At 59.1% G+C, this 16,397-nt stretch carries 12 protein-coding genes; 7 read left to right on the top strand and 5 right to left on the bottom strand.

Translation table 11 applies throughout. The annotated features are described in order from the left end of the window. The first annotated feature begins 57 nt into the window (after positions 1-57). Positions 58-1,635 carry a caspase family protein gene (locus ACTRW9_RS13835; protein ID WP_442429790.1) on the top strand — a complete coding sequence of 526 codons (1,578 nt, stop codon included), beginning with the start codon at positions 58-60 and terminating at the stop codon, positions 1,633-1,635. 24 nt (positions 1,636-1,659) lie between these two features. Here ACTRW9_RS13835 and ACTRW9_RS13830 read toward each other — a convergent pair whose 3' ends face one another. Together ACTRW9_RS13830 and ACTRW9_RS13825 are read right to left on the bottom strand one after the other, a co-directional pair. Continuing rightward, positions 1,660-4,917 carry an efflux RND transporter permease subunit gene (locus tag ACTRW9_RS13830; protein ID WP_442429789.1) on the bottom strand — a complete coding sequence of 1,086 codons (3,258 nt, stop codon included), beginning with the start codon at positions 4,915-4,917 and terminating at the stop codon, positions 1,660-1,662. Further along, complete coding sequence (locus ACTRW9_RS13825; RefSeq protein WP_442429788.1) at positions 4,917-6,281, bottom strand: efflux RND transporter periplasmic adaptor subunit; 1,365 nt, start codon at positions 6,279-6,281, stop codon at positions 4,917-4,919. The genes ACTRW9_RS13830 and ACTRW9_RS13825 overlap by 1 nt, the downstream gene beginning before the upstream one ends. 361 nt (positions 6,282-6,642) lie before the next feature. Here ACTRW9_RS13825 and ACTRW9_RS13820 point away from each other — a divergent pair, with 361 nt between their 5' ends. Together ACTRW9_RS13820 and ACTRW9_RS13815 are read left to right on the top strand one after the other, a co-directional pair. After that, a complete protein-coding gene (locus tag ACTRW9_RS13820; protein ID WP_442429787.1) occupies positions 6,643-7,269 on the top strand; it encodes a TetR/AcrR family transcriptional regulator in 627 nt (208 codons plus the stop codon). A gap of 47 nt (positions 7,270-7,316) precedes the next feature. Continuing rightward, entirely contained in the window at positions 7,317-8,237 is a 921-nt protein-coding gene (locus ACTRW9_RS13815; protein WP_442427345.1) for a class I SAM-dependent methyltransferase, read from the top strand. A 19-nt stretch (positions 8,238-8,256) separates the two neighbouring features. On the opposite strand, the gene ACTRW9_RS13810 is transcribed toward ACTRW9_RS13815, so the two are convergent. Together ACTRW9_RS13810 and ACTRW9_RS13805 are read right to left on the bottom strand one after the other, a co-directional pair. After that, on the bottom strand, positions 8,257-9,507 hold the full coding sequence (locus ACTRW9_RS13810; protein WP_442429786.1) for an SUMF1/EgtB/PvdO family nonheme iron enzyme: 1,251 nt from the start codon (positions 9,505-9,507) through the stop codon (positions 8,257-8,259). A 185-nt stretch (positions 9,508-9,692) separates the two neighbouring features. Next, complete coding sequence (locus ACTRW9_RS13805) at positions 9,693-9,860, bottom strand: hypothetical protein (RefSeq protein WP_237100504.1); 168 nt, start codon at positions 9,858-9,860, stop codon at positions 9,693-9,695. 122 nt (positions 9,861-9,982) lie between these two features. Here ACTRW9_RS13805 and ACTRW9_RS13800 point away from each other — a divergent pair, with 122 nt between their 5' ends. Further along, positions 9,983-11,506 carry a DegT/DnrJ/EryC1/StrS family aminotransferase gene (locus tag ACTRW9_RS13800; protein ID WP_442429785.1) on the top strand — a complete coding sequence of 508 codons (1,524 nt, stop codon included), beginning with the start codon at positions 9,983-9,985 and terminating at the stop codon, positions 11,504-11,506. A gap of 11 nt (positions 11,507-11,517) precedes the next feature. Here ACTRW9_RS13800 and ACTRW9_RS13795 read toward each other — a convergent pair whose 3' ends face one another. Further along, entirely contained in the window at positions 11,518-13,161 is a 1,644-nt protein-coding gene (locus ACTRW9_RS13795) for an NAD+ synthase (protein ID WP_442429784.1), read from the bottom strand. A gap of 192 nt (positions 13,162-13,353) precedes the next feature. Here ACTRW9_RS13795 and rfbB point away from each other — a divergent pair, with 192 nt between their 5' ends. The 3 genes from rfbB to rfbD are packed head-to-tail and all read left to right on the top strand — an operon-like array spanning position 13,354 to position 16,268. After that, on the top strand, positions 13,354-14,415 hold the full coding sequence (gene rfbB, locus ACTRW9_RS13790) for a dTDP-glucose 4,6-dehydratase (RefSeq protein ID WP_442429783.1): 1,062 nt from the start codon (positions 13,354-13,356) through the stop codon (positions 14,413-14,415). Between the two features lie 10 nt (positions 14,416-14,425). Beyond that, positions 14,426-15,328 carry a glucose-1-phosphate thymidylyltransferase RfbA gene (gene rfbA / locus ACTRW9_RS13785; protein WP_442427350.1) on the top strand — a complete coding sequence of 301 codons (903 nt, stop codon included), beginning with the start codon at positions 14,426-14,428 and terminating at the stop codon, positions 15,326-15,328. 7 nt (positions 15,329-15,335) lie between these two features. Further along, positions 15,336-16,268 carry a dTDP-4-dehydrorhamnose reductase gene (rfbD, locus tag ACTRW9_RS13780; protein WP_442429782.1) on the top strand — a complete coding sequence of 311 codons (933 nt, stop codon included), beginning with the start codon at positions 15,336-15,338 and terminating at the stop codon, positions 16,266-16,268. Positions 16,269-16,397 lie beyond the last annotated feature (129 nt).

Genomic DNA, 16,397 nt, shown 5'->3' with positions numbered 1-16,397 from the left:
AACCCCGGCGCAGGCCTTATACTTTTTAGTAAGCCCTGAATTGGATAACCACCGGCCATGCGCTCCCGAAACGGCATCACTCATCCTGTCTGCTCAACCGCCCGCGGCCCCTCGCCGCACCTGCTTTTAAATCGTCTTATCTTTTCTCTTTTATTCGGTTTCCTCACCGCCTGCGGCGGCACCATCGATTCCGAACTCACCCACAACAAATACCCGGTCGAGGAATCGCTTCCCGAAACCCGGTACGACCTGACCGCCCTGCTCCTCATCCCTGATGAGTTGGAGGCCAAGGTGTTCAATGAACTGGAAATCGGCGACGGCCTCACCCACCTGCTCCGGGAAACGTTGAAAGAGGTGTTCGTGGACGTGGTCGTGCAGGATGCGGACAAGGAATTCACGGCTTCGGGTTACGGCATCCTGCTCTATCCCGAATTCGTCGGTGAAACGCAATATTTCAAACTCAAGCTGACCGGCAAAGATCCTTTAACGCAGGAAACCATCTTCCTGGTCGAAACCCACGGACGTTCGACGCTCAACGAACGCACCCTGAATCCGGCGATGGACGTCGCCGCCGCGCTCCGCACGCTGGGGCTTTCCACCCCGTCGAGCATAGACGACTACCGCGAAGCCCAGTACCGCACCAAGATCAGCCTGGAGCGATCCATCATCGCCGCCGCCATCAAGCTGGCCAACGCGGTCTCGATGCATCCCAGCCTGGCGCAAAACACGCGCGTCCAGCCGGAGGACACGCAGGTCGCGTTCCATCAAAAAAAGAAAACGCGCCTTGCGCCCGGCACCCTTTCCACCGCCGGACGCTTTTTGAACGATCCCCGCGAGCAGATCCCCATCGGCAAATCGGCGGGGCGGGACGACATCGCGCTCCTCATCGGCAACCGGACGTATCTGAAAAAGGGAATCCCGAAGGTCGAGCACGCGCACCGCGACCTAAAGATGATCAAGACCTACCTCATCCGCACCATGGGGTTTTACCCGGACAACATCATCACCTATGAAGACGCCACCAAGGGGGACTTCGCCACGCTGTTCGGCACGGCGCAGGACCACCGCGGCAAATTGTTCCGCTGGGTGAAGCCCGGCGTGAGCCGCGTGTTCATTTACTATACGGGGCATGGCATCCCCGGCGTGACGGGCGAGGAATTGTACTTCGTGCCGGTGGACGCCGACCTCGACTACATTTCGCAGTCCGGGTTTTCGGTTTCGCTGTTCTACGAGAACCTGAAAAAGATTCCTTCGCAGGAAACGGTGATCGTGCTCGACACCTGTTTCTCCGGCCGGACTCCCGACGGCGTCTTGTTCAATCGGGCCAGCGCCATCGTCCCCGTTCCGCAATCGCGACCAATGCCGCTGTCCAACACGGCGGTGCTCACCAGCGCGCAGAACGACCAGGTCAGCACCTGGCTGGACAAACAAGGCCACAGCCTGTTCACGTATTTTTTCCTGCTGGGATTGAAGGGGCAGGCCGATCTCAATCAGGACCGCACCATCACCACGGGCGAGATGAACGAGTATCTCATTCGGGAAGTGCCGTACATGGCCCGCCGGGTGGCGGACAAGGAACAGCTTCCCAAGCTGGAAGGTCGCAAAGACCTCGTGCTGGCCATTCTGGAAGATTGACGAAAGATTTGACCGCAGCGGAAACTATTGCGCCGGTTGCTGGGCGGTGGGGGGAGTGGAGTCTTCCAGCGAATCTTTGACGAGGTCCTCTTTTCGCGTGTGAATGCCGAGGTCGGCCATCAGTGAAATCAGCACGGGCACGAGGAACAGCGTGAAGAACGTCGAGAACACCAGCCCGCCGATGAGCGCCGTGCCCATGCCGCGGTAGAGTTCCGTCCCCGCACCTTCGCCGAACGCGAGTGGCATCATGCCCGACACGGAGGAAATGACCGTCATCATGATGGGACGCAGGCGCGTCTGGCACGAGGTCGCCAGCGCTTCGCGTTCGTCCATGCCGGCGCGCACGTTGTTCAGCATCTGGTGCACGATGAGGATTGCGTTGTTCACCACGATGCCCGCGAGGATGATGACGCCCAACTGCGTCAGGATGTCAAACGTGATCCAGTTCCAGTCTTCCAGCATGGCCGCCGGGTTTTCCACATTGAACTCTTTCAGGTATTCGCGGATGTTGGTCTTCTGGTATTCGTTGTTCATGACGATGCCGAAGAACGACCCCGACACCGCCAGCACCACGGTGAGCAGAACGATGAACGGCCGGATGAACGATTTGAACAGCGCCACCAGCAGCAGGTAGATGAAACCCACCGCGTAATAAAAACTGTTGAGCAGGGAGGACTCCGTCGCCGCAAGATCGTCCGCCGAACCGCCGACGCGCAGCCCGTAATCCGAAGACAGGGTCTGCCGCGTCGGCTTCAGAACCTCGTTTTCGATGTTGTCGATGACCTGCTGCATGGGCGAGGATTTTTTCACCTGCACCAGCAGGGTGATGGCGCGTTCCTTCTCGATGTGGTCGATGCGCGCCGGACCGGCGGCGATGTCGATGTCCGCCAGGTGCCCGAGGTTGGTCATCAGGCCGTTGTCCGTCCACACCGGCAGGGCCTTGTAATCGTTCAGCCCCAGCGTGCCCTGATTGCGCTGCACGAGAACGAAGTCGATGGGCTCGCCCTGGTCGTTGAACTCGCCCAGGTACGTGCCCGCGTTCAGTGATTCGATGATGTCGCCAATCTCCGGCACGCCCATGTCCAGCCGCGCATCGTTGGCGCGGCGCGGGATGAAGCGCAGCTCCGGGTTGCCAAACTTGAACTCCGGCCGCACCGAGTGCACGCCGGTCATGCCGGAGATTTTGCCGATCATCTGCAGGGCCACGTCCTTCAGTTTGAACATGTCCGGCCCGGTGATCTCCAGGTCAAACTGCTTCGACGCCGACTGGAAGATGGGCCGCTGGACGGCGAAGGCGAACCGATAACCCGGAATGGCGAAGATGCGTTTTCCCATTTCGTCGGATTTCACCGCCATCTTCACCTCGCCGCGCTGGCCGCGCGCGAGTTCTTCCTTGATGATGGCGCCGCCGCCGTTGAATCCGGTGGAGAACACGAGGAAATTGTTTTCCACGTCATCCATCTGCACGATTTCCTTTTCATAGTCGGCGATGTACTTCATGTTTTCATCCACGCGCGTGCCGGCCACCGGTTCGATGAACATGAATACCATGTTGTTGTTGCCGTACGGCATGTAGTCGCGTTGAGGCAGAATGGTCACGCTCCAGATGAGAAGCACCACGACTCCGGCCACGACCCCGATTTTAAGCACCGTTTTTCCCGGACCGTATGCCAGCAGGCGGTGCATGATGCGTCCGTACGACCAGTGCACTCCCTTGCCGAACTGCACCACCGGCCACAACACCTTGCGGTGGAAGAATCCCGGCTTGTATTCCTCGCCGGGTTTGAGACGGATGAGGAGCGTCGTCAACGTCGGGATGACGCTGATCGATACCAGAAGCGACAACGCAATGCTGGCACTGATGGTGATGGCGATGTCGCGGAACAACTGCCCCGCCTCTTCCTCGATGAACACGATCGGCAGGAATACCGCGAGGGTGGTGAGCGTCGATGACAGCACCGCCCCCCACACCTCCACCGTGCCGTCGTACGCCGCTTTCAGCACGCCCTTTTTCATGGTGAGGTGACGGTAGATGTTTTCGAGCACGACGATGGAGTTGTCCACCACCATGCCCACGGCGAACGCCATCCCCGCGAGAGAAATGATGTTGATACTGCGATCCAGCAGTTTGAGGATGATGAACACGGCCACCAGACTGGTGGGTATGCTGATGGCGACGATCAGCACCGAGCGGAGCGATCCCAGAAACAACAGCAGGACCACCACCGCCAGCGTCGCCCCCAGTGCGAGGTTGGATTTCACCAGGTACATCGCTTCATTGATGTACGTCACGTCCTGGTACACCACCTTGAGGCGCATGGGAATACCGCGGTTGAGCAGTTCCCGGTTCAATTCGTCCACCGCCTGCGCCGACAGGTTGCAGGTCTGCACCACGTTGGCCCCGGGCTGGCGGATGATGCCGAACGCATTGGACAGCCGTCCGTTGATGCGCACCAGCGAAGTGGTGCGTTTGAACCCGTCCACCACGGTGGCGAAGTCGCTCACCTTGATCGTTTTATCGCCATCGCGCTTGATGACGGTTTTCATGATGTCGTCCGGACTTGTAAACTCGCCCAGCGTGCGCACCGTGTATTCGCGGTGCGTTTCATCGTGGAATCCGGCGCGGGTGTTCTGGTTTTCGTCGGAGAGGCGTTTGATAATGTCGTCGTATGTCAGGTGCAGGCGCGCCACGGCGTAGGGATCGAACTCGACGCGCATCTCCCGCTCCTCCCCACCGAAGTGCCACACTTCGGACACCCCGTCCACCCGTTGCAGGAAAGGAACGATGATGTCCTCGCCCACCTTGTACATGTAGTTCTGGCTGATATCCGGCATGGCGGGATTCGGTTTCTCGACAATGATCCACATGATGGGATTGGAATTGTCCGTCGAGACCGACTTCATCACCGGCTTTTCGGCGAGCACCGGCAGGTCCTTAACCTGTTGCAGCTTGTTGTTGACGTCGATGGTCGCGGTGTTCTTGTCCACGCCCCAGTCGAACTCGAGCGTGATGGTGCTCTCGCCGTGCTTGCTGGTGGAGGTCATCTTCTTGAGGCCCTCGACGTTTTCCAGCTCGTCTTCGATGCGGCGGGTGATGTTGCGTTCCACTTCGTTCGGCGACAGGCCGCGGTACTCGGTCGTTACCTCAATGAGCGGCTTGTCCACGGTGGGGGTCAGCTGGCGCGGCAGGATGTTGTAACAAATGGCGCCGATCACCGCCACCAGGGCCACGGCGACGGTCACCGTGTGGTAGTTGCGTATGGAATGGTCGACCAGCTTCATCAGGTTTCCGAGTCCTGGGAAGGCTTCGGCGCCTTGTTGGTTTCCGCAGAATTGAACGGGGGTTCCGCCTTCGGTTCCGGGTTGGTGAGGAACACCTTCGCACCCGGGAACACCGCACCGGAACCGCGCATGATCAGATCCGCCTGCGGCGTCAGCTGGTGTGTGAAGTCATCGATTTCCACCAATCCTTCGTGTTCCTTGAAGGCGCGCACCGGCACCAGTTTCGCTTTTCCTTCATCCACGATGTACACCACCGTTCCCTGCTCGCCGATGACCAGCGAAATGGAGGGAACGTGCTTCACATTCTTTCGCGTATCGAAACGGATCTTCGCCTCCAGCGTGAGGCCGGGGAACAGCGCCGGGTTGGCATCAGGCAGGTCGATCTGAACCTGGATGTTGCCCGAAAAAATGTTGGCGTCCGGGATCACGCGTACCGTATTGCTCAGATTGTGATTGAGTTCAAACCGGAGACCGAGGTCCACCACATGAAACTCGGCGGAGGAAATGTTCCGCAGTTTGTTGCGGTAGCTCTGTGGCAACTCCAGCACCGCTTTCAGCTTGGATGACCCGATCATCTCAATCACCGCCGTACCCGGCGAAGCGAAGGCACCCACCTCGATGCGTTTGCCGATCACCACCCCGTCGAACGGCGCGAGGATTTTCGTTTTCGACAAATCCAGTTTGGCCAGCCGCAACTGCTGGGTGACGCTGTCGAGATTCGATTTCGCCTGCAGGATGTCCTCATCGCGGGAGCGCGTTCCCGCCTTCAACGCCGCCCGGCTGGAACGAAGCTGTTCCCGCGCGCGCTGCACGCGGTCCACCGCCTCGTCCAGAGACGACTCCGGCACCACGCCGTCTTCCACCAGCTTGCGGAAACGCCTTTCTTCTTTAATGGCGAGCTCAAGCGCACTTTCATCGGCTTTCAACTGCGCTTCCAGCTTTTCCTTATCCTCCGGCCGCGCCCCGGTGAGGGTCTTTTCGTATTCCTTCTGCGCCGTTCGCTGCTCCGCCTCCAGTCGCTGGACTTCCAACTGGTACTGGCGGGAATCGATCAACGCGATCAGGCTGCCAGCGCGGATGGTATGCCCTTCTTCAACAGGCAGACGGCGGACACGGCCTTCCACCTCGGCGGTGATGAGCACTCGCTGTTCGGCGGCGATGTTCCCAACGGTCCGGATTTCATCAACCACATCCTTGATGATCACATGGCCCACCTGCACCGGCAGTTGCAACTCCCGCCGTTGCGGACGCACCTCTTCCGATTGCGGCTGCGGGCAGGCGGCGACAAACAGAACAGCCCCCAACACAACACCCAGAAACAGAAGAGGAATCCAGCGGCTCGGGTTTTGGCTGTTGTCGTTCAATTCAATTCCTGCATAATAAGTGATTGATTTTATTATCGGCTACTGGAACACCAAATACAAAAAAATCGCTGCAGCCTCACCTCGCAGTGTTCCTGTTGGCGCTCAGGGCTGCGGGATTGTATTGGGCAATCGGGATGGACCGGTAAAGAAACGCGGGAAAACCGGGTATCGGAAGCTCTGAAATCTTATCGGCGACACCGCACCTCACTTGACCTCGCACCTGCACCCTGTATGGCCGACGCGTCGGTATAAAGTTGAGCGCAAGCCAGGTACCCGGCAAATATTTTAGCAATCATTAAAAATATATGCTACCCTGTTTTCGAAGTCAATCCATTTTTTTAACAGATATTCAAGAAATACCATGACACGGGGACGCCCCAGAAATTTTGACAAGACCCAAGCGCTGGACACCGCCCTGCACCTGTTCTGGCGGCACGGCTACGAAGGCACCTCCATCGCTCTTCTGGCGGAGGCCATCGGGGTGAAAGCGCCCAGCCTGTACGCCGCCTTCGGCAACAAGGAAGATTTATTTCTTCAGGCGATCGAGCGTTACGCGGAGGTCAACGGCCACATTTACCACGACGCGCTAAAGAAAGAAACCGTCCGCGAAGTGGTGGAAAGTATTCTGACGGGAGAAGTGGAGCTGATCACCCGCCGCGGGTCGCCGAACGGTTGCCTCATGATCCAGGGAGCTCTGGTGACCAGCCCGGAATCGGAAAAAATCTGCAAGATGATGGCCAGGATGCGCGGCACGGCGGAGGGATGGATCGCTAAACGCTTCGAGCAGGCGAAACAGGAAGGCGACCTTCCGCCCGACTGCGATCCGAAAGCGCTGGCGTGTTACCTCATGACCATCAACTCCGGGCTGGCCGTACAGGCAAAAAGCGGCGCGAGCAAGAAACAGCTTTTGAAAGTGGTGGACCTCATCCTGAAAAGCTGGCCCGAACCCGGAAAAAAAATCCCCTCTGTCGTTCGGCAGGCGTCCTGATTGACGGCAGTCCCTTCCCTTTCGTTTGATGTGATATCATTCCACGCATGAACCGCCTGTCTTCATCCACTCTTCTTTCCTACACGGAACGCTATCCCATAGACGGGTTCGATTACCGTCTCCTCGATTCCGGCAACGGGCGCAAGCTGGAACAGTTCGGCCTGCACCGCTTCATCCGTCCCGCACCACAGGCCATCTGGCCTGCCACCCTGCCGAAAGAGGAATGGGATGAAGCCGTCTCCGAGTACACCTATTCCAAGGGAAAGGACTACGGCGGTGAATGGCACAACCGTCCCGGCCTGCCGAAAGACGCGTGGCGGCTGACCTGCCAGGATTTGATTTTCGAAATCAAGCCCACCGGCTTCGGCCATATGGGCTTGTTCCCGGAACAGGCGGCGCACTGGTTGTGGATTCGCGATTTTCTGAAAGCCCTGCCAGAGGACAATCCCAAAAACGTGCTCAACATTTTCGGCTACACCGGCGCCAGTACGCTGGCAGCCGCCGCGGGAGGCGCGAGCGTGGCGCATGTGGATTCGTCCAAGGCCTCGGTCAACTGGGCGCGCAAAAACCTGGAGTTGTCCGGCCTGGGCGACCGCACGGTGCGCTGGTATGTGGACGATGTATTGAAGTTTTTAAAGCGGGAACACAACCGCGAACGGTTTTACGAAGGGATCATACTGGACCCGCCCACGTTTGGACGCGGCGCCAAGGGGGAAGTCTGGAAAATCGAGAAGGATCTGCCGCAACTTTTGCAACGGTGCCGCAACGTGCTGAGCCGCGAACCGCGCTTCATCCTGTTCACGACACACTCGCCCGGCTTCTCGGCGCTCACGCTCAAGAACATGATGCTGAATTATCTTGTGGAGCCGAACCGGGGACAGTTCGACGCGGGCGAGATGTACCTGCATAACGAAGAGCAGGGTTACCACATTCCCAGCGGATTCTACAGCCTTTGGTGGCGGGACTGAGCCCGCCTTAGCCCCAGCCTCATTTCATCGGCTTCACACAGCGGAACCCGACCCCCGGGTTGCGGAAGTCCGGAAGGAACGCCGCGCGGTTGGAACTGCGCAGGAACCCGGCGGTGGTGTTCCATGCGCCGCCCCGCACCACCTTGTTGTCCAGCGGGCGCGGCCCTTTGGGATTGTCCTTGGGGCTGGACCGGTAGTAGTTCTCATCCATCCAGTCGGCGGTCCATTCCGCCACGTTTCCTGCCATGTCGTGCAGGCCGTAGGAATTCGGTTTGAACTGGCCGACCGGCGCGGTGGTCCGGTAGCCGTCGTCGATGGCCGCGACACGGATGTTGAGCTCGCAGGCCTTGTCACAGAAATTCGCTTCGTTGCCTTTCACCGTGTCGCCCCAGTAAAAATGCGTCTGCGTTTCTCCGCGCGCGGCGTATTCCCATTCCGCCTCGGTGGGCAGACGCTTGCCCTGCTTCTGGCAAAACTGGCTGGCTTCATTCCAGGTGATGCTCTCCACCGGCAGGTTGGCGCCGATGTGGTCCGAAGGATTGCGATCCATCACCGCCTGAAACCGGGCCTGCGTCACCTCATACTTGTCCATCTGGAAGGAATCCACGCACACTTCGTGAACCGGCTGCTCGGCGGGCGTTCCCTGCTTGCTTCCCATCTGGAAACACCCTCCTTTGATAGTCACCATTTCCCCTTCACCGGAAGAACCTGCCTTGGCAATCATGGCTTTCTGGATCTGGGTCTTGAGCAGTGCCACCTGCTGGTACACCGCACGCAGGACCCCTTTGTACTTGAGGGTCACCACCGACTGCGGCACCAGTTCCATGCGGTTCTTTTCCTTGAAGAACAGCCGGTAATGCGGAATCGGGTCGTTGCCCTTGATATCCACGTAATTGCGCATGTTGCTGTTGGTGCGTTGGGGTGGGAGCACGATTTCATCCACCAGTTCCGCTTCCTCGCCTTCCGACGATCCCTTGCGGTACACAATCACCGTGCGGCCGCCGGAGATGGGCATGTCCAGCACCTGGTTCACCAGTTTGAGCGCCTCGTCGTACTTTTTGAAAATGGTCTTGACCTGGGCCAGCGAGTGCATGACCCGCGGGTTGTCCGGGTCCAACTCCAGCGCCTGCTCATAGAGCTTTTCCGCCACCGGGTATTCTTTTTTGTCAAAGGCCGCATCGGCCTCCCGGATCAACGCCTCCGTGCTACCGGCGGAAGCCTGAGACGGGATAGGAAAACCCAGAAGCCACAGCGCAGCTCCGGCAAACATCAGACATCGCAAAAAGGAGAATGAACGGTCTTTCCTGTTGAACCACATGGGAGGCTCCAAAGCTGGTGAATGGATATTCGGTTTTTGAGTTCAGGGAAGTATATACCATCCCCATGACAGCGACAACCAAGACAGGGTAAAAAAACAGCCGCTGAACGGAACAAAACTCATTGTTTCAGAATGGATTATTTCTCGGGCGGGGAGTCCGGGGTGGCGGGGGGTGGATTTTTTTCAGACTTTTTACGCGCGTCCTGCCGGGCCCGTTTTTTTTTCAATTCGTTCCAATCGTCTTCCGGCTTTTTCTTTTTCTGAAAGCGGTCACGCTTGGGAAAGTAATTGATTTCGTCGATCATAACAAAGGCCTCCGGGATTCCTTCCCGTTTTCACGACAGTGCGTGGTACAATCTTCGGCTTGAATAACCATTGTGCCACGTCCCCGGCACATCCACAAACCCTTTACCAGTCACTTCTCGCCATGCAATTTCTTCTGTTCGACGATTACGTCCTTCACGCGGTGCAAAATCAGGAAACCCAGGTGCTGGAGCGCTGCAACCGGCGCGACATGCAGGCCTGGGTGATGGCTTCTTCCGTACCGCTCATCCTGGAACGGCTGTCGGCCACCGGCAAGGCGGATGAATCGCGAAAAGCGCTGGGCGATTTCCTCTCCGCCGTCACCCTGATGCCCGTGACCGGCGAAGAATTGAAGTCCGGCCTGAAATCCAATGCCCCTGCCTATTCCCACGCTCTGGCGCTCGAACTGGCCGCGCGCCACAAATTGCAGGGCATCATCACCACACAGCCGGCGGCGTTCCCCAAGTCGGACATCACCGTGATCACCCCGGAACAACTGGACGGCGTTCTTGAGCAGGCGGAACAACCGGAACCGGCGGTGCCGCTTCTCAACATCCTCGCTACCTATCCCCAGATCATGGAAGGCGCGGAGGCGGGGTGGATGTCGGTGATCCGGTCGGGATACTTCATCCTCGGCCCGCAGGTCGAACAACTGGAAAAGGACATGGCGGCGTACTGCGGCGTGACCGATGCGGTGGGAGTTTCTTCAGGAACCGATGCGCTGCTGCTTGCACTGATGACGGCGGACATCGGCGAAGGCGACGAGGTCATCACTACCCCCTTCACCTTCTTCGCCACGGCGGGATCGATCTCCCGCACCGGTGCGAAACCGGTGTTCGTAGACATCGAGCCGGACTCCTTCAACATCGACCCGAAAAAAATCGAAGCGGCCATCACCCCGAACACCCGGGCCATCATGCCGGTGCACCTGTACGGTCAATGCGCGGACATGGACGCCATCAACGCCATCGCGCAAAAACACAACCTGCTGGTCTTCGAAGACGCGGCGCAGGCAACGGGCGCGACCTATAAAGGAAAGCAGGCGGGATCGATGGGCGACTTCGGTTGCTACAGCTTCTTCCCAACGAAGAACCTGGGCGGCTTCGGCGACGGCGGCATGGTGACGGTACGCGATGCGGCTCTGTTCGAAAAATGCAAAATCCTGCGCGTCCACGGCGGCGCACCCAAGTACTACCACAAAATGATCGGCGGCAACTTTCGCATCGACGCCCTGCAGGCGGCGGTGCTCCGCGCCAAACTCCCTTTCCTCGACACCTGGCTGGGATTCCGTCGCGCCAACGCGCAACGTTACACCAGGCTGTTTACAGAAGCGGGACTGGATACGGTCATCGGCCTGCCGCCGGAAGTGGTACCCGGACACACGTTCAACCAGTACTCCATCCGCGTGCGTGACGGCAAACGCGACGCCCTGCGCGCCGCCCTGGCTGAAAAGAAAATCATGACGGAGATTTATTACCCCGTGCCCCTGCACCTGCAGGAATGCTTCGCCGATCTCGGCCACAAGAAGGGCGACTTCCCCGTCTCCGAGCAGGCATCCGACGAAGTGCTGGCGCTCCCCGCGGCCAACGAGGTGACCGAAACCCAGCAGAAACACGTGGTCGCCGCCATCCGCGCTTTCTTCAAATAAAGGAAACAAACTCATTCGCCCGGACGGTACCGCTGGGCGATGGGCAGGCGGCGTCCACTGCCGAAGGCCTTGGACGTCACGCGCAGGCCGGGGGCGGCCTGCTTGCGTTTGTACTCGTTGTTGTCCACCTTGCGGATGATCTCCCGCACCAGCTCCGCGTCGAATCCTTTTTCCGCCAGTTCCTGAGGCGACAGGTGGCCTTCGATGTAGCCTTCGAGGATGGGATCGAGAACTTCATACGGCGGCAGGCTGTCCTGGTCGGTCTGGTTGGGACGCAGCTCCGCTGTGGGCGGACGTTCCAGGATGTTCGCCGGAATGACCTCCCGGTCACGGTTGATCCACCGCGCCAGTTGATACACCTTCATCTTGGGTACGTCGGAGATCACAGCAAGTCCCCCAGCCATGTCGCCATACAACGTGCAGTAACCGACTGCCATCTCGCTTTTGTTTCCGGTGGAAAGCACCATGCTCCCCGTGCGGTTCGACACCGCCATCAGGATGTTGCCGCGAATACGCGCCTGAATGTTCTCCTCCGTGACGTCCTCCGGTCCTTCTCCCAACAAGGGCGCGAGGGTTTTCTTATAGGTGTCGAACAATTCGCGGATCGGCACCACCGAATAGGCGATGCCGAGGTTGGCCGCCAGTTGTTCGGCGTCGGTCACACTCACCGGGTCGGTGTAATGCGACGGCATGCTCACGCCCTGAACGTTGTCTGCACCCAGCGCGTGCACGGCAATCACGGCGACCACGGCGGAATCGATGCCGCCCGACAAACCGATCACCGCTTTCGAATACCCACACTTGCCCAAATAATCACGTACACCCAGCACCAGGGCGTGGAACATCTCCTCCTCTTCCGATTCGCACGCCGGATGCACTGTTCCTTCTCCCGTCTTCCAATCCACCGTCACCAGGTCTTCTTCAAACCCCTTCGCCTGCGCGAGCACATTTCCCTTGTTGTCGAGAGCGAAGCTGTATCCGTCGAACACGAGGTCGTCGTTGCCGCCGGCCTGGTTGACCAGCACCAGCGGCACACCGGTTTCCTTCACGATGTGCCGGGCGAGTTCCCGCCGCGTTTGCCAGCGCCGCGTGCGGTAAGGCGAAGCGGAGATGTTGATCAACGCCTGCATTCCCGCGTCGGCCAGTTCCTGCACCGGGTTGCGGTGGTAGGGCCCATGATCGTAGAAGCCCGCATAGTTCCACATGTCTTCGCACACGGTGATGCCAACTTTCAAACCGTTCCAGTCGAGAAGCCGGACGCATTCCCCTGGAGAGAAGTACCGGGACTCGTCGAACACGTCGTAGTCGGGAAGCAACAGCTTGTCGGCACGCAAAAGAATTTTCCCATTCTGAAAAACGGTGGCGGCGTTGGTCAGGCGTTTGCCCGCGGCGCCGTTGTTCTCGCCGACGTGACCCAGCACCACGGCGGGACCGGTGAGGGTCTGCACCAGCGCGTCCAGCGCACGCCGGTTCTGGATGAGGAAATCGGTTTTGTTGAGCAGGTCCTTGGGCGGGTAGCCGCAGACCGCCAGCTCCGAGAACACCACCATCTCCACGCCAGTTTCCCTGGCGCGTTCGTAGGCCAGCCGGATCTTGCGCACGTTGCCCTCGAGGTCGCCAATGGTGGGATTGATTTGCGCCAGTGCGATCTTCAAAAAAGCTTTCCTTATATAAGGAGATTCCAGATCGTATCCGTCCCCCTGGACATAGACCCGATAGCTTTGTTTATCATAACTTGCCCCGTGGTACAATGTGACCGGGAATTCCGGGGTTTGGCTTCACAAATCTAATGTAGAAACCAAAATTTTCCGAAAAGAAACATATCGGGTGCACTCACTGGGAATTTCATGAAAACTTACCTCATCACCGGCGGCGCGGGATTCATCGGCGGCAACTTCGTGCTGGGATTGTTGCGCCGTGGTGACGTGAAGGTGGTCAACCTCGATGCGCTGACCTACGCCGGCAACCTGGACACCCTGTCGTCCGTTCTGGACGACCCTCATCACGTGTTCGTCCACGGCGACATTCGTGACCGCACGCTCCTCAACCAGCTGTTCGCCGAGCACCGGCCGCAGGCGGTGGTGAACTTCGCCGCCGAATCGCACGTGGACCGCTCCATCGACCAGCCCGCAGATTTCATCCAGACCAACGTCGTCGGCACCTTCGAACTGCTGGAGGCGGCGCGCGGCTATTGGAATACACTACCGGCGTCAGAGCGGAACGCATTCCGCTTTCTGCACGTCTCTACCGACGAGGTGTACGGATCGCTCGGCCCGACGGATGCGTTCACTGAAACCACGCCCTACGCACCGAACTCGCCCTATTCGGCGTCGAAAGCGGCGGCCGATCACCTGGTGCGTGCGTACCACCACACCTACAACCTGCCGACGCTCACCACCAACTGTTCGAACAACTACGGCCCGTACCAGTTTCCGGAAAAACTGATACCGCTCACCATCCAGAAAGCCCTGCGCGGCGAACCGATCCCGGTTTACGGCGACGGCAGGCAGGTTCGCGACTGGCTGTACGTGGAAGATCATTGCAAAGCGGTGGAATGCGTGCTCCAAAAAGGCGAACCGGGCGAGGTGTACAACATCGGCGGCCACGGCGAGAAAACGAACCTCGAAGTGGTGCAGACGCTCTGCCGCCTGCTGGACGAGATGGTTGCCGGTTCACCACACAAATCCCATGCAAAACTCATCACCTTCGTCGAGGACCGGCCGGGGCATGACCGGCGCTATGCCATCGATCCCACGAAGGTCCAAAACGAACTCGGCTGGAAGCCGGACGAGAGTTTCGATTCCGGCCTGCGCAAAACCGTGCAGTGGTACCTGGACCACCCCGAATGGGTCGAACGCGTGACCAGCGGTGCGTATCGCGGCGAACGGCTCGGACTCTCCAAACCCTGAGGTTTCAACGATGATCACCAAAGGCATCATCCTGGCAGGCGGAACCGGATCGCGGTTGTATCCCCTGACGCTGGCCGTCAGCAAGCAGCTGCTTCCGCTTTACGACAAGCCGATGATCTATTACCCGCTCTCCACCTTGATGCAGGCGGGTATCCGCGACATCCTCGTCATCACCACACCGCACGACCAGCCCCAGTTCCAGAATCTCCTGAAAGACGGAAGCCAGTGGGGGCTCAACCTCCAATACGCGGTGCAACCGGAACCGAAAGGACTGGCGCAGGCATTCATCATCGGTAAAGAGTTTATCGGCAACGACGGGTGCAGCCTCATCCTCGGCGACAACTTTTATTACGGTGAAGGACTCGACCGCATGGTGCAGGCGGCGAGCCGTCAGCCCTCCGGTGGAACGGTGTTCGGCTACTGGGTGAACAACCCGCAGGATTACGGAGTGGTGGAGTTCGACAAAAACGGCCGGGCGGTGAGCCTGGAGGAAAAACCGAAACAGCCGCGTTCGAATTATGCAGTGACCGGTCTTTACTTTTACGACAACGAGGTGGTGCGCATCGCCGCCGGGTTGAAACCGTCAGCGCGTGGTGAATTGGAGATCACCGATGTCAACCAGCATTACCTAAAAAGGGAAGCTCTCCAGGTGCAGATCATGGGGCGCGGCTTTGCGTGGCTGGACACCGGCTCGCACGAAGCCCTTCTCGAAGCCAACACCTTTGTCGAAACCATCGAGCGGCGGCAGGGACTGAAGATCGCGTGCCCGGAAGAGATCGCCTACCAGAACGGATGGATCGATGCCGGGCAGCTGGAGAAGCTCGCCGCGCTGTACGGTCACAACGGCTACGGCGCGTACCTGCTGAGCCTGACCGGGCGCAACACGCCTCCGGGCGTGCAGATTTTAAAATGATAAAACGATGACCGACTCCACGCACAATGCCCCACGCCGAATACTGTTGACCGGGAAAACCGGGCAGATCGGACGCGAGTTGTGGTCCTTCCTGGACACTTTCGGCGATGTGCGCGCACCCTCTTCCTCCGAACTCGATCTCGCCGCACCCGATCCAGTAAAAAATTACCTGATGGAATGGCGGCCGCACCTCATCGTCAACGCCGCCGCCTACACGCAGGTGGACCGCGCCGAGGAGGAACGTGACCGTGCCATGGCTATCAACGGCACCGCGCCCAAGGTCATGGCCGAATGCGCAGCGGAACTGGGCGCAGCGATGGTGCACTTCTCCACCGACTACGTGTTCGACGGAAGCAAACACGGTTTTTACAGGGAAACCGACGAGCCCAATCCCAAAAACGTGTACGGCATCACCAAGGCCGCGGGCGACGCCGCCATCCAGCAGGCGGGCGTTCCACATTTCATTTTCCGCACCAGCTGGGTGTACGGTCTCAACGGCCACAACTTTCTTCTGACCATGCAGCGCCTCGCCCGCGAGCAGGATGAAATCCGCGTGGTGAACGACCAGGTGGGCTCCCCCACGTGGAGCCGCCTGATCGCACAGACCACGGCGAACATCCTCGACCAGGTGTTGAGCGACCGCGAAGCGGGAGACGTGAGCGGAATCGAGAAGGCCTCCGGTATTTACAACCTGACCTGCACCGGCTGGACGAGCTGGTACGGGTTCGCCAGGGCCATTTTCGACGCCCTGCCGGAGGACGAACGTCCGCGACTGAGACCCATCCCGACCGGCGACTACCCCACACCCGCACCGCGCCCGGCCAATTCGGTACTGTCCATCGAAAAACTGCGCCAGCAGTTCGGCATCATCCTGCCGGACTGGCAAGGCGCGCTGACGTTTTGCCTGAACAACCAGACGGCGCCCGACCCCGCCGCCTGATCCCTTCCTTCAAGATTCATTTGTCAGATTGCGAATCGCCCGTTAACCTGTTTTTATGGAATATCGAGCCCATTCACCCGCAATCCTATAAAGAATCATGGCGCGCATTCTGGTGTTCACCGCCACGTA

The sequence above is a fragment of the Nitrospina sp. 32_T5 genome, assembly GCF_052156635.1.
Classification (GTDB): Bacteria; Nitrospinota; Nitrospinia; order Nitrospinales; family Nitrospinaceae; genus Nitrospina.
Note: the sequence above shows the minus strand (reverse complement) of the source record. Positions and strands in the feature narration are given on the sequence as shown.